The sequence below is a fragment of the Streptomyces sp. NBC_01571 genome (assembly GCF_026339875.1).
Classification (GTDB): Bacteria; Actinomycetota; Actinomycetes; order Streptomycetales; family Streptomycetaceae; genus Streptomyces.
In genome coordinates this window covers 94,793-110,426 of record NZ_JAPEPZ010000003.1, presented here as the reverse complement: position 1 = coordinate 110,426, position 15,634 = coordinate 94,793, and the positions used below count along the sequence as shown (strand labels likewise).

4 protein-coding genes are annotated in these 15,634 nt (G+C 67.0%); 2 read left to right on the top strand and 2 right to left on the bottom strand.

Annotation, left to right across the window (positions count from 1 at the left end; all coding sequences use genetic code 11):
- Positions 1–264 precede the first annotated feature (264 nt).
- Entirely contained in the window at positions 265–4,269 is a 4,005-nt protein-coding gene (locus tag OHB41_RS48485; protein WP_266708604.1) for a LamG domain-containing protein, read from the bottom strand.
- A 255-nt stretch (positions 4,270–4,524) separates the two neighbouring features.
- Between OHB41_RS48485 and OHB41_RS48480 the strand changes: the two genes are divergently transcribed.
- Positions 4,525–13,221: a ricin-type beta-trefoil lectin domain protein gene (locus OHB41_RS48480; protein ID WP_266708602.1), complete on the top strand. Its 8,697-nt coding sequence runs from the start codon at positions 4,525–4,527 to the stop codon at positions 13,219–13,221.
- A gap of 1,019 nt (positions 13,222–14,240) precedes the next feature.
- On the opposite strand, the gene OHB41_RS48475 is transcribed toward OHB41_RS48480, so the two are convergent.
- On the bottom strand, positions 14,241–14,780 hold the full coding sequence (locus tag OHB41_RS48475) for a hypothetical protein (RefSeq protein WP_266708600.1): 540 nt from the start codon (positions 14,778–14,780) through the stop codon (positions 14,241–14,243).
- A gap of 97 nt (positions 14,781–14,877) precedes the next feature.
- Between OHB41_RS48475 and OHB41_RS48470 the strand changes: the two genes are divergently transcribed.
- Positions 14,878–15,588 (top strand): PP2C family protein-serine/threonine phosphatase, encoded by a 711-nt coding sequence (locus OHB41_RS48470; RefSeq protein ID WP_526025116.1) that lies wholly within the window; start codon positions 14,878–14,880, stop codon positions 15,586–15,588.
- The last annotated feature ends 46 nt before the right edge of the window (positions 15,589–15,634 follow it).

Sequence of the window (15,634 nt, the reverse complement as noted above, 5' to 3'; positions counted from 1 at the left end):
GCCTGACCTCAGCGACGAGGTTGTCGCTCCCTGCAGGGGAGCTGTCCGCAACGGGCTGAGGTGATGGGTCACTGCACGACGGTCTCGTGTTCGGTTCGGGGCGGCGCTTTCGCAACGGATGCCTGGCGTGCGAGCAACGGCCTCGGGTGGTCGACGCGACAATGGACAGGTCCTTTGGCCTAGTCACCCTGATCCTCAGAGGCGCTACCGGGTGTGCCCGCACCCGGATACGCCAGGTGCGGGCACGCCAGGGGAGGGAGTTCGTCAGTCGAGCTGAGCGACCTTGGGAAGATCACCATCGGCCGAAGCGTCTGCAGGAGGCAGGGCGGTGGGAAATATGCGGACGTTGCTGATCGCGCCGTTGCTGAATTCGCCGTAGGTCCCGGATGCGAGTTTCCGGCCGATCTGGACGGGGCCGGTGGCGTTCCAGGGCGTGTATGTCCAGTCGTTGGTGGACACGAGTTTCCCGTCGACGTACAGGTGGATCTCCTTGGCGGAAGCGTCGTAGATGCCGACGAGGTGGGTCCAACGGCCAGCCACCGGTTTGCCGCCGTAGGTTGCTCGCCAGACGGCGCCGGTGGCGTCGGTGCTGTGCCGGCCGAACGCCCAGGCTTGGGCGCCGGAGGAGTAGTAGAGCTGGAAGCCGTTGTTGGTGGTGCCGTTCTGGGAGAGGAAGGTGCTGTTGGCGGTGCCGAGTGAGGTGAGCTTGACCCAGGCGGAGACGGTGAAGCTCTTGGAGGTGTCTACGGCCGGCCCCGTCGTATTGCCGTAGCCGGTGGTGCCGTTGAGGGTGACTGCGTTTCCTCGGCCGGTGTCGCTGGTCCAGGAGTAGCCGCCGGACAACGTGGCGTTGAGCGTGCCGGTGCTGTCGGCGGTGGTGGTACCGCTGCCTTCGGCGAGCTTCCACCAGTGGGTGGCGGTGTCTGTGACCGATCCCAGCATGACCGGTGAGGCGAAGCCGTAGGTGGGCGGCGAGGTCAGGACCGGGCTCTGGCGATAGTTGTACTCGACCAACTGTCCGAAGGGGCCCAGAGCGTAGAGGTCGGGGTTGCCGTCCGGGGCGCCGGGGTTGGTGTCGCCGGTCTGGACGGGGCTGTTGACGTCGCCGGGGGAGGCGACCACGGGGTAGAGGGTCGGTGACAGGGTGAGCCCGAGGCTGGTGCGTGCGGTCGGATGGAGCAGAGCCGGAAGCAGGGTGGTCGGGTCGACAGTGACCGGGTAGCTGTACAGCTGGCCGGTGGTGTTGTCGCGGGACCACAGGACCGGCTTGCCCTTGAAGGTGCCGGCTGCGATGAGGGTCTGGGTGGTCCAGTCGCCGTCGCCGAGCAGGATCGGGTTCTTCAAGTGGTATCCGCCGTCGGACTGGTATATCCAGAGTTCTTTGTTTTCGACGGTGATGACGGCGGGATAGTCGTCGGTGTTGCCGAAGACGTTGCCTGGGGCGATGAGTTGGCTGATGTTCCAGCTCGTGCTGTTGTAGTCGGTGGTGCGGCAGCGTGTGTCGTCCGCGACGACGTCGGAGGGTGCGCAAGCGTCCTTGGCGACGCGGTCGAAGCGCTTGTCGACGAAGCCGCCGAAGGTGGACCAGGGCTTTCTCGGAATGGCCGCGTCATCGACCGGGTCGAGGTCGTTCTTGACGATGTAGAGGTTCTGACTGGTTTTGTTGTATGCCCAGAGGTCGTCGCCGTTGGCGCCGTGCAGGTTGCCGCGGTGGGTGATGAGGTAGTTGTTCCAGCCGGTGCCGTCGGGTGAGTCCTCCTTGGTGGACACGGTGACCGGGCCGGTGACGGCCGGTGGGGTGTCGGTGACCGGGTCGCTGTGGACCGGGGCGGTGGCCTGGGCGGGGTCCTGGTTGCCGGGGACGAGGTCGAGGTCGCCGGTCTTGGTGGTGGCGAGCAGGTCCGGTACGCCGTCGCCGGAGATGTCACCGGGTTTGATTTTGGTCGCCGGATTCCACGGCACCGTGAAGGTGTAGCCGGCGGTGCTGGTGGAGATGTTGCCGGCCTTGTCGACGCCGGCGACGTACAGGGTGTGCACACCCCAGTCCTGGATGGGGACCGGGATGGTGGCGGTGGAGCGTCCCTGGCTGTCGGTGCCGGAAACCGCGGCGGTCTGGCCGTCGGCGTCGGTGGGCGGCGAGTCGAGCTGCCACAGGAAGGACTTCATGCCGCTGGACTTGCACGTGCCAGGGTCGCAGGTGTCGTCGCTGGCGGGGGCGTCGGTGCCGGCCACGGTGAAGGCGGTGGTCTTACCTGGGCCGGCGTAGACGGGGTCGCCGTCTCGGGCGGTTCCGACCTGCGGGAAGGCGGGGTTGCCGGTGATGTCCGGGGTGGGCGGCGCGGTGAAGTCGGTGGTGAACCAGCAGTGGTCGGACTTGCCCGAGGTCAGGTTCTGGTCGGGAGAGTCGTCCTCGGCGTAGACGTCCCAGCCGTACTGGTGGCCGTCCTTCAGCGTGGCGCCGAGCGGCATCGCTGCGTCCGTGCCGGAGGCCAACCAGCCGCTGTCCGGGGTCGAGACGGAGGCGCCGTTGCCGTCGCCGTCCGGGTCGATGGTGCGGTCCCAGACGTAGTAGTGGGCTTTGACCTTCTCGCCGGAGATCTGGCTGGTGACGGTGGAGTGCAGCGTGATGTTGCTGCCGGCATCGGAGTAGGTGGTGGTGCCGATCCAGCCCACGCCGTTGGTGGTGCAGGCGGCCGATGCGTCGGTGGCGGCCGGGGTGGTGTGCAGACTGGTGGGGATGCCGGGCGGGATGTCGAACTTGGTGGTGAGGGTCAGCGTGGTGGACAGGCGCAGGTAGTCGTCGTTGCTCGACGATTCCGATTCGTTGCCGTACAGGCCGATGGTCCAGTAGTTGGTGCCATCGCCGAAGGTGCCGTCGGCGTCGTAGCCGTTGCCGTCCTGGTCGGCGATCTTCTGAGCCTGGTCGGTGACGTGGAAGGTGGCGGTGCTGTTACTGCAGGAACTGCCGGAGTTGGCACCGCTTGGCACCGTGTCGGTCACCGGCGGGAAGGCAGTGTCGTGGACGCCGGGACGGGACAGCCAGTCGGTGCTGGAGCTGATCGCGTTGGTGGTGTGGAGCGTGAGCGGCTGGTCCTGGCTGCAGTTGTAGCTTGCCGCGTAGGTGGTGGAGATTTTCACGTAGGCGTCGTAGACGACGAACGAGGAGTGCAGCCCACTGGTGTTGACCGCCCAGTACGAACGCTCCAAGCCGACACCGCAGGCTCCGCCCCATCGCTGGTAGCCCGCGCCCTGACCATTGGTCTGCGCCTTGTCGTACTGCGGGGAGTTGTCGCAGGTCGAGCTGGAGTAGACCTCTGTGTAGTGGCCGGCGGTGGAGGTGACCGGGTTGGTGTAGGGGTCGATGTACACCGGGTAGGTGGTGTCGGGATCGGTGAGCATGTCCGCGTCCGGGGTTAGCGTCACGGCTTTGCTGGTGGCGGTCATGGAGACCGGCTCGGTGTCGGCTTGCGGACCTGGGCCGTCCACTGAGGACTTCACGCCGGCGACCGGTTCGTCGGCCTTGGCCGGGGTGGTGGAGGAGTCCCACATCAGCGGCTGCGGGCTGGTGTAGGCCAGGTCCCCGTCAGCGGTGGTCGCCTTCATGGTGTCGGAGTCGGTGGTGGCCAGCGTCAGGTCGTGGGCGTCGACCGCCAGCTTGAGTTGCTGCAGCTGGGGATTGGCCGCGGCATCCGCGTCATGGACGACCAGGACGTCGCTGAATCCGCCTTGGTCGGTGACGGATACCGACAGGTCGACGCCGGGCAGTACCGAGGGGTAGAACGCGGTGTCGTCGTCGATGGTCGGTGCGGGCAGCCTGAAGGGCAGGGTCAGAGCCATGCTGGGTCCGTCAGCGTGGGTGAGGGTGACCAGCGGGCCGTTACCGCCGCCCGAGAGGGTCACGGCGTTCGGCGTGGCCCTGGGTGCGTAACCGCCGTGGCCGTCGGCGACCAGTGTGGAGTCCACCGGAGCCCATACGCCGTCTTGGAAGACCCGGGTGGGCAGTGCGCTGGTGGTGTTGGTGAAGGTGCCGTCCGGAAGTGCTTCGGTGGTGGAGACCTCGGTGGTCAGTGCATCGACGGGGACGTTCTTTCCGGTCGAGAGGGCCTCGGCCCGGGCCGCGAGGAGCGGGTCCGACGGAGCGGGGGCGGAGTCGTCGGCGACGGCGGGGAATTGGGGGAGGGCTACAACCAGGCTTAGTGCGGTGGCGATCAGGGCCAGTCTGCCGGCCGCAACTGCGCGTCTGTGGCGGTTGCGTATCGGAGGTCTCAACACCGGGCGGGCTTCCTTCGGTTCGCGGGCAGCGGGGTGGGGGGAAGCCCGATTGCCACAGAGGTCTGTGAAGTGATCAATTTCGACACAGAACCTACACAGGATCCGTCATGAACATGCATGGCCTTTCCATGGAAATGGCAAAGGGTCTTGAGTGGCGATCATGGCCGTACCTAGCCTCCACACGATCACTCACCTGTGGTCTAGCTGTAAATGACGACCCCCCAAGAGGGGCGTCCTGTTGGGGGTTTACACGTGAGTGGCAGACGGCGCTGGTTCGCGGGCACGTGGCACCGGAGATTCCTCGGCGGGCTGGGACTGTGGACCATTCCGGTGGCTCTGTTCTCACTGCTGCTACCGGTGGCGATCGCCTCGGGATTCGGTATGCCGGGCTTCCTCGCCGGCCATTCCGACGACGGCTTCGGCCACCACGGCGGCTTTTCCTTCGACGGCAAGGTGTGGCGGCCCAAGACGCTTCCCGCCACCAAAGCCGTAGGAGCGCACCTCCTGCAGCCCAAGACGTCCAAACACCCTAAGGGCTACAAGGCGCTGGGCACGTACCAGGCGCAAGCAGCCCACTGGCCCAAGGCCGGCACCGCCGTCGTCGACCTCAGCCCCCAGACCAAGTCCAAGCCGGTCAAGGCCGGTTCACTGCCCGTCTGGGTGGCGCCCGCCGACACGAAGCACGAGGTCGACTCCGTCCGCGTGCAGACCGCATCACACACCCAGACACTGCGCACCGGCGCCAACGGCATGCTCCTGGCCATCACCCCCTCCAGCACGACGTCCGCACGCGGCCAGGTCAAGGTGGTCATCGACTACTCGGCGATCGCCCGCCAGTATGGCGGCGGTTACGGCTCCCGGCTGCAGCTGGTGCAGCTGCCCGGCTGCGCGCTGACCACCCCGCAGAAGGCGGGGTGCCGGAAGGCCACCCCGCTGAAGTTCACCAACCGGGCCTCCGCCGAGCAGCTGACGGCGACCGTCACCATGGCCTCCGCGTCCGGCGACGACGCAACGGCTGATCCCGAGCCGACCGGCAACACGGCCAGTTCGACGCCGACCGCGAGCGCCAGCCCCTCGCAGCCGCCGAACGCCACCACCGACACCGCCAAGCCGACCACCGGTACGGTATCCCCGAAGCCTGACCAGAGCACCGCACCTGCTGAGCCGTCCGAGAGCGCGAACGGGCCGCAGGCGATGTCGGAGCGCACCGCACCGCTGAGCGCCGTCGGCGCCGCCGGCACCACGGCGCTTGCCGTGACTTCCGGCACTTCCGGCTCACAAGGTGACTACGGGGCGACGCAGCTGTCGGCCGCCGGTACCTGGCAGGCGTCGGCCACCGGCTCCTTCACGTACTCCTACCCGATCTCCGTGCCCGCTGCGATCGGCGGCAACGCGCCTTCCGTGGGCCTGGGTTACGACTCCCAGTCCGTCGACGGGGAGACCACGGCCCGCAACTCCCAGGCCTCTTGGGTCGGCGACGGCTGGAGCTACCAGGTCGGTTATGTCGAGCGGCGCTACCGTAGCTGCAGCTCGCTGCTCGACTCCGACGGCAAGAAGCTCGTCAAGGGCTCGGCGGACGAATGCTGGGGCGGGGACAACGCCACGCTCTCCTTCGGCTCCCACTCCGGTGTCCTGGTGCCCGACGGCGTCGACTCGAGCGTGGCCGGTGAGATCCGCCAGTGGCGCATCCAGGGTGACGACGGCACGGTCGTGCAGGAACTGTCCGGTGCGGCCAACGGGCTGCACGACGGCGTCTACTACCGGGTGCTGACCACGGACGGCACGGCCGCGTACTTCGGTGCCGACCACTCGCCGAAGGACCCCGGCACCAGCACCACCGTGCCTGCCGATCCAGCCGATGCCTCCACTCACTCCGCCTGGGGTGTCCCTGTCCTGCACCCGCGCTCCACAGATCCCTGCCACGACGACGCCAAGGGCAAGGCGTCGCAGTGCGACAAGCCCGAAGGGTGGCGCTGGAACCTCGACTTCGTCGTGGCGCCGGACGGGTTCGTGCAGCGCTACGACTACACCACCGAGTCCAACTACTACGACCTCGGCGGCGGCCAGGCGTCTGCGACCGACGACCCGGACGACACCGGCACCCTCACCTCCTACACCCGCGGCGGCGCGCTGACGTTGATCTCGTACGGCTACACGCTGGACGACGAACAGGCCGGCCGCACCCCGGCCGCCGAGGTGGACTTCGGGCTGGCCCAACGCTGCCAGACGACCAGCACGTTCACCGACTGCTCGGCCGACAACCTCAAGGACAGCACCGCCACCCACTGGCCGGACGTGCCGTGGGACCTGCACTGCGACTCCACCGACAAGACCAAACTGCCCGACGGCGCGACCACCGTCCCCGACGACGTGTGCATCACCGCCGGACCCAGTTTCTGGACCACGACCCGCCTGGACTCCATCACCACCAAGATCCATGTGAAGGCCACCGACCAGCTCACCGTGGTCGACAACTACAAACTGGGCCAGGTCTACTCGGACGCGGGCGGCACCGTCGACCCGGTCACCGGCACCACGGTAGACCCCAAGGACGCCGGAATGCTGCAGGCCGTGATGTGGCTGCAGTCCCTCCGCCACACCGGCAAGGGCACCTACGACAACGGCAACAGCGATATCGCGCTGAACCAGGTGTCGTTCACCGGCACCGAGATCGACAACCGCGTCAACGACGACTCCCCGTCCGCACCCCCGCTATACCGGCCGAGGATCTCCAGCATCCAGACGGAGACCGGCGAATCGATCGCGGTCGAGTACAACTCGGCCCCCTGCGCTGGCAAGACACTGTCGATCGCTCACGCCGACAGCAACACCGAGTCCTGCTACCCCGCCTACTGGAACGTGCCCGGCGCCTCGAAACCGATCGCCGACTGGTTCAACAAGGTCACAGTCGACAGCGTCGTCACGTCCGACCTGACGATCGCCGGCCAGTACAAGCCGGACGCCCAGAACAATCCGGCCGGCTCCGAAGCCCAAATATCCCACTACAGCTACGCAGGTCCGGCCTGGCACCGCGACGACGACGCACTCACCGACGACCAGTACCGCACCTGGGACCAGTTCCGCGGCTTCCGCACCGTCACCGTCCAGACCGGGCAGGCCCCGGAACCCGTCACCCAGCAGACCACCACCTATCTACAGGGCATGGACGGCGACTACCAGGCCGACGGCACCCGCCGCTCCGTCACCGTCGACGCCAAGGTCGATGGCAACACCGTCCTGAGCGTCACCGACGCCGACCAACTCGCCGGCACCGACTTCCAGGACACCAGCTACACGCAGGCCGGCGGCAAGGCCGACGCGGTCAGCATCAACGGCCCGTTCACCTTCACCACCACTGCCTCCTCCGCCCAGACACCCTGGACGGCATGGACCCAGGACGACAACCCCGGCGGGACCAAGCCCGACGCCTCTACCCTGCCCGACCTCACCGCACACCGCATCAAGGCCAGCAGCTCCCTGCAGTACGAGCTCCTCGCCAACGGCACCTGGCGGCACACCAAGAACGACACCACCTACGACAGCCAGGGACGGCTGTCCACCGTCAATGCGCACGGCGACGGCGTCGACCCCAAACAGGAGAAGTGCGCCACCACGACCTACGCCGACCCGCCATCGTCGAACACGATGATGCTGTCCTACCCCGACCGGGTCACCTCGGTCGCGGGTGACTGCTCCACCGCGGCGAGCGCGAGCAGCCTGCTGACGGACAAGAAGATCTACTACCTCGGCGACGGTACCCCCAGCGGGCTGGGCACCTTCGGAACGGTCTCCGCCTCCGGCGAGTCGACCGCCACGCAGACGGCTACCACCTTCACCGGCGCGACGGAGAACTGGCTGACCACCTCCGCCATGGACTACGACGGCGCCGGCCGGGTCACCGACTCCTACGACGCCACCGGACAGAAAACACACACCGACTTCAGCCCTGCCTGGAGCAACGCGGGCGGAAACACCAACGCCCTCAGCGAGACCTCCACAAACAGCAAGGGCTGGAAGGTCACCTCCACGCTCGACGCCCTGCGCGGCGCCACGCTGGAGAGCGTCGACGCCAACGGCCGCAAGACCGACACGACCTACGACGCGCTCGGCCGGCGCACCGCGGTGTGGCTGCCCGGCCGGGACAAGGCATCCGGGCAGAGCGCGGACCGCACCTTCACCTACTCCATCAACCCCGGCGCCATCCCCGCACCGGGAGACACGATCACTCAGCCGGGCGCACCGACGTCGGTCACCACGAAGTCCCTGCGGGACGACGGCACGTACGCGACGTCGGTCTCGATCTACGACGGCATGCTCCAGCCCCGGCAGACCCAGGCCACCGCCATGGGCGACTCCAACTCAGGCCGGGTCATCTCCGACACCTTCTACGACTCACACGGTTGGCAGGTCGCCTCCTACGCGCCGTACTCGGAGCCGACCACCTTCCCCTCGACCACGCTGTACGCGGCGAACGAGAACCAGATCCCCTCGGAGACCACCACCACCTATGACGGTGAGGGCCGGCCACTGAAGGAGACCCTCTGGCACCAGGCCGTCGAGCAGTGGCACACCTCCAGCGGCTACCCAGGCGCCGACGAGGTCGACACCACAGCACCGGCCGGAGGCCGCTCCACCGCCTCCTTCACCAACGCCATCGGCCAGACCACCAGCACGGTCGTGAAGAACACCGGCTCCACCGTCACCCTGACGGGCGGCTCGGTCATCCCCTCGGGCACGTCGCTGACCTCCGACAGCGTGCGCCTGACGATGCAGTCCGACGGCAACCTCGTACTGTCCGCCCTGGCGACCGGCGCCACCATCTGGTCCTCCGGCACCTCCGGCCACGCCGGCGCCTGGGCGAAATTCGGCACCGACGGGAACCTGGTCGTCTACACCACGGCCGCGGCCCAGGTGTGGACCACCGGCCTGACCGCGACCACCGGCGCCACCTTCCAGGTACGCAACGACTCCACCGCAGCCGTCGTCGCCTCCAACGGCACCACCCTGCTGTGGAAGCAAGGCACGGCAGGCGCCGCCGCGGCAGCAGACGCCACGACGAAGTACACCTACACCTCCGCCGGCCAGGTCGACACGATCAAGGACAACGCGGGCAACACCTGGTCCTACACCTACAACCTGCTCGGCCAGAAGCTGACCCAGACCGACCCGAACACCGGCAAGACCACGTTCGACAAGTACGACGTCGCCGGCAACCTGCTGCAGACCACCGACTCCCGCGGCCAGGCGATGTCCTTCACCTACGACTGGGACAACCGCCCCACCGCTGAGTACGCCGCTCCGTGGTCCTCCACCCCTGACCAGTCCAAGCTGCTGGTCTCCCACGTGTACGACACGCTGGAGAAGGGCTACCCGACCTCCGCCACCCGCTACGTCGGCGGCGCCTCAGGAACCGCCTACACCCAGGCCGTCACCGACTACAACACGGCCTACCAGCCGCTGGGCACCACACTGACCATCCCGTCGTCCGACGGCTTCGCCGCCGCAGGGCAGACCAGCGCACCCACCTCCGGCAGCGTCACCTACACCACCACCAACCGCTACACCGACACCGCCGGACTCCTGTCCACCACACACTTCCAGGCCGACGGCAACCTGCCGGCCGAGGACATCGACTACGGCTACACCCAGCAGGGCAACCTCGACGGCATCGGCGGGTTCATCAACTCCGCCAACACCCCCGCCTACCTCGACACCGCAGTCCACGACGCGTTCGGACGCGTACTGCAGGCAAACTACGGCCACACCGGCAAAGAACTGGCGACCTTCGCCCAGTACGACGCCACCACCGGACGCGTCACGCAGACCAGCAGCATGCTGCAGACCTCCACGACCGCTCTGGACGTCACCAACCTGCGCTACAACCAGGCCGGCGAACTCACCGCGATCGACGACCTGCAGGACAACACCACCCACGACACCCAATGCTTCACCTACGACTCCTTCCAGCGGCTGACCGACGCCTGGACGGACACGGCCGGCATCACCGACCCCGGCGCCACCACGCCCGGAGCGATCGGCGGCTGCACCACCGCACGGGTGCAGACCACCACCACGTCCCCCATCAAGACCACCACCGTCGGCGGCCCGGCCCCCTACTGGCAGACCTACACCTACGACCAGCTCGGCGACCGCACCGGCACCGTCAACCACGACTCCACCGGCAACGCCCTCAACGACACCACGCAGGCCATCACTTACCCCGGCGCGAACGGCACAGTGCCCGCCACCCTGCCCGACCAGGCGGGAACGGCCACCCTCACCAACCCGGCCGGTACGGCCTCCATCGCCTCGACCTACACCGACCCCGCATACGGCAACGTCAACGCCGGCGACACCATCAGCCGCAAGGTGACCACCACTGGCCCGCTGACCAGCTCCTTCACCATCTCCGGCGGCGGTAAGCGGTGCATCGACGACGCGGGCGGCTCCACCACGGCCGGCACGAAGGTACAGGTCAACACCTGTAACGGGGCCACCAGCGAGAAATGGACGATCGGCACCGACGGCACCGTGAAGGTCCTCGGCATGTGCCTGGACACCACCGGCAACGCCACCACCAGCGGCACCCTCGTGGTGATCGACACCTGCAAGACCGACGCCACCCAGAAGTGGAAGGTAACCACCACCGGCACCCTGGTCAGCAACGCCAACACCGCGATGTGCCTGACCGACCCGGCCGCCTCCGCCACCACCGGCACCCAGCTGACCCTCGCCACCTGCAGCGGCACCGGCCAGACCTGGACCAACGCCGCCACCGGCGCCATCCCCGCAGGCCAGGGTCAGACCTTCACCTACGATGCCGAGGGCCGCACCGCCACCGTCGCCACCACCTCCGGCAGCCACACCAACACCAGTAAGTACCTCTACGACGCCCAAGGCGACCTGCTCGAGCAGACCGCCGCTGTCGACGGCGTCGACAAGACCCGCATCCTCTACCTTTTCGGTGGCGCCGAGCAGATCACCCTCAACGTCTCCGCCAAGACCTGGACCGGCCTGCGCAACATCACCGGCCCCGACGGCACCACCGTCACTCGCTCCAGCACGGGCACCGTTACATACCAGGTCGCCAACGGCCAAGGCACCGCCATCACCGCCGTTGACGCCTCCACCCTGGCTGTCACCCGCCGCGCCTACGACCCATGGGGCAACCCACGCGGCACCAAACCCACATCCTGGCTCACTCCGGACGAAAACCACGGCTTCCTCGGCCAGCCCGCAGACCCCACCACTGGTCTCAACCTGCTTGGCGCCCGCAATTACGACCCCGTCACCGGACGCTTCCTCACCCCCGACCCCGTCTTCGAACCCGGCGATCCCAACCAGATGGGCGGCTACACCTACGCCGGTGACAACCCCGCCAGCAGCGCCGACCCGAGCGGCCTGATGCTGATGATGGACGGCGTCGGAGGAGGGTGTAAATCGGATTGTGCCGCAGCCAACGACAAGGCCGCAGGCGTCACCACCACGTCCAGTGGTAAGCAGAAGCACCACCACAGCAGCGGAGGCTGCTCGGGTTTCTGGGGATGCGCCGGGCACTACTTCCACAAGGCCCTCCCGGTTGCCGAGAAAGTTGCGACCGTGGTCGCAGTCGTCGCCGTGGTCGTGGTGGTGGTCGTAGCGGTCGCCGCGTGCACTGAGACCGTGGTGGCAGCCCCTGCATGCGTCATGGCGGCAGGCGAAGCAGTCGGAGCGGTCGGCGGTTTGGCCGGCGGCGCGGACTGCATGGCCATGGGCTGCGGTGGAGGCGAACCGATAGGCGGAGAGGAAGCCGACTCACCACCTTCAGCGGGCGGTGCCGGTGAGGCCGGTGAGGCTCCGAAGGCTTCCGCCGACGCAGCACCGCACGACGCGGGCAGCGGCTCGGGTGACGCGGCTGCCGCCTCGGGCGCGGGCAAGGAATCCAGCAAGGACTCCGCAGGCACGAATGCGGCGGCACCCAAGAAGGCCAGCTCCCAGGACGAGGCCGCGGCATCAAGTAAGGCAGCAGCCGCCCCGGACGAACCCAGCACGGGTAACTCGGGAACCACGGACAAGGGTTCGAGTAGTGGTGGTACGCGCTGCAGCTTCTCGCCCGAGACGCCTGTCCTCATGGCAGGCGGCAAGACCAAGGCAATCGGCAAGATCAAGGCCGGAGACAAGGTCGAGGCAGCCGACCCCAAGACAGGCAAGCACCACGGCGCTCGCACCGTTCAGCACATCTGGATCAACCACGACAAGGACCTGCTCGACGTCACCGTCCGCGACAAGCACGGCCACACCGCCACCCTCCACACCACCGCCAACCACCCGTTCTGGGACGACACCACCCACAGCTGGAAGCAGGCCGGCAACCTCCCCTACGGAGACGCCCTCAACACGGCGGACAACGGCCACGCCTACGTGGTCACGACCCGCGTCACGCCGGGGACGGCGAACCGCTGGAACCTCACGGTCCAGGAACTCCACACGTACTATGTCGTGGCGGGCGGAACGCCGATTCTGGTCCACAATGTCGACCTCTGCGATCTGAATGCAGGCGAAACCAGCAATACAACTCACTGGGCCTACGCAACGATTCATGACGCGACCGGAGATATAGTCCACCAATTCGCTATACGGAGTGGTAATCAGACGCCTTCCGAAAAGTCCATGGGGCGCGGTGGGGAAACTCTCAGTCATACGGAAAATCGAATCGCCAGGATGATCGGTGGCGTTCCGATGTACGGACGAAAGGTTGTAGGCGACGACGAGTTCTACAATGACACGCCTGTACCTGAGGGAGGGTTCGTGGTCATCCGTGGCACGAGGCCTCCCTGCAGCAGCTGTCGTGGCGCCATGACCCGAGGCGCTGAAGACACGGGCGCAGTCATCGCGTACTACTGGGAGTCTGCCCCCGATGTTGTCGAAGGATGGTGGCAGACGGACCTTCCCCTGTCCTGGCGAAAATAATTTTCCAAAGTGAGGGCCGCTATGGTACCGGATGAGCGACGTGTGGATCCTGTCGAGATTCTTGCGCGAGTAGGAGATGTGCGGCCTGGTTCACCTCGACGGGCGTTCGAAGTGTGGGTCCATCTCGCCAGCAAAGCAGGGTGGGAGGTTGACGCGGTCTCCGATTCATCCTCAGGCGGCGAAGACTCCGTCTGTGGGGAGGTCCGGATCGAAGGGATCACTTACACCATTCGCTATGCACTCCGCGTTCGAGGAAGTGGATTGGACGACAGGACCGTACCGCCGTCCTGGCGTCCGGTGCTCAACTATGCGGCATGGGCCGAGCCGCGACTCGACGCATATCGGTTCGAATGAATTCCGTTGGGCGCTCAATTTACTGTGAACGTTTCCGGGACGTGAGTGAGCAACGTATCCATGAGTAATCTGCCGGCTGCATTCTAGTTTGATGTCGAAGCCGGTGTCGTGGCTCGGAAATTCCGCGAGATAGAGAAGAAGGTTCGGAGAACTTGCCATACATAATAATTGGACTCATGAGTCTGCTTGCTGGCCGCAGAACGCTCGTACTGCGCCGACGGCGCCTCGAACCAGATGTCGCTCCGGCCTCTTCGGCACTCTTCCGGCCCGGAGTGCTCGCTGGGCTCGCAGGGGTCGCCATCATTTGCGGTCTCTTTCTTCTGATGGTCGGAATTGGTGCCCTTTACCTGGGCTGAGTGGATCACGCGATCATCTTGACAGTGCCCCAGGTCTCGTCATCGGCATCCAGAGGCGGAAACTCGGAGATGTCGCGAAGGATCATTCGCACCCGATCCCCGCCCGCCGAGGCCAGCTCCCGCACGGCAGGCAGGCGGCGACCGCGGCGCGTGAGGTGGGGGGGCAGCGGCCTGTCCATCCGAGCCACGCAAGGAGACCCGCGACACAACCACACTGTTCCAGCGCAGAGTTCGGGCCACATTGCTGCTGTGTCTCATAGGCCCTCTTCCAGTGCCACATGCCGTCGGATGCGTGGCCAATGGGGTGTTTCATACCGGGTACGGCATCAAGATCAACCTGAGCCACGAGGACAGCCGAACAGGACGCGCACGCCGACCGCGCAGGCAGATTTTTCGATCCGGCCTTGCTGCCACCAAGTCCCTCCGAAGCCCCTCGTTCGGCGTGTCCTTCCGCAGGAAGTACACCAAGCATTCAGTGAGCTCGGGGAAAACGAACGCTCCGGTCACGCCCGCACCGCACCCCCTCGACAGCTGCCGGGCGAGGTCTGAGGCGGCAGCGAGGCTCTCCGGGGCGGACGTGTAGGCGTGGACTCGGACCGTACGGGCACCGCGGTCCACAAGCGTCGGCACGAGGGTCTGCCGCCGGTGGTACTGGATAGCGCCGACCCGGACCTGCTCGGCTTTCCGATCGGACCACCTGCGGTCCTTGTCGTGGGGAAGGAAGCGGTCTGTCCCGGCGGCCTCCACCACGGCGTCGAACAGGTCGGCGAGCGGGGCGCCCGGATGTGCGGGGCCAAGGGTCGGTACGTACGGCACGGGCATCACGGGCTCTACCCAGTCCCGGCGCATGCCCGCACGCTACGCGCGCGAGTACGCCGGGAGGTCGTGCACGTGGCCCGCGGTGTGCCGGCCGGCTCCAAGGTGACGGCCCGCCCCATCGTGTCCCTTGGCGGCCTCCCCGTATCGACCGGTTCCTCCGGAAGGCTCCCCAGGGGCCAGATCGGCGATACCGGAGGACGCCCGCTTCCTCGACATCCCGGCAGGCCCCCCGCTGGGCGTGGGCGGCCTGCCCTTCGAGACCGCCGAGATCCACCTGCCGGAGGGCAGTCTGCTCGCTCTGTACACCGACGGCCTCGTTGAATCTCCCCGCCACGGCTTGGACGAAGGCCTCGAGCGCCTGCTCGAAGTCCTCTCCGAGCCGAAGCCCACGCTGCAGGAAGCCTGCGACCACGTACTGGACCTACTGGTCGACGACCGCACCCGCGACGACATAGCCCTCGTCATCGCTCGCACCCGGGCCCTGGACCACAGGCACACCGTCGCCTGGGAGCTATTGGAGGACCTCTCCGAGGTCGCCCGCGCGCGATCTGGCCTCGCTGCAACTGGCTCGCTGGGGGCTGCCGGAAGCGACATTCCTCGCGGAACTCGTAGTCAGCGAGCTGGTTACCAACGCCATCCGCTACGGCGCCGGCCCCATACAGCTGCGCCTGATCTGGCACGACACCCTGATCTGCATTGCGGGACTACCAGTGCAGGTGCAAGACGGTCGTCACCGGGTTCCCACAGGCCGACGTCACTCGCGGGAACACCAAGAGCTGCGGATGCCGACAAGATGCATCCCGTGCCCTCCCGCGAGGCCGGGTGGATCGGGAGCTGACCCAGGCGGCTCGCCAATGGGCGCGGAAGGCGGGAATCGAGGTCAG

Coding starts and splice junctions, on each gene's coding strand:
- OHB41_RS48475 (WP_266708600.1), bottom strand. CDS start 14,780: ATGCGCCGGGACTGGGTAGAGCCCGTGATGCCCGTGCCGTACGTACCG.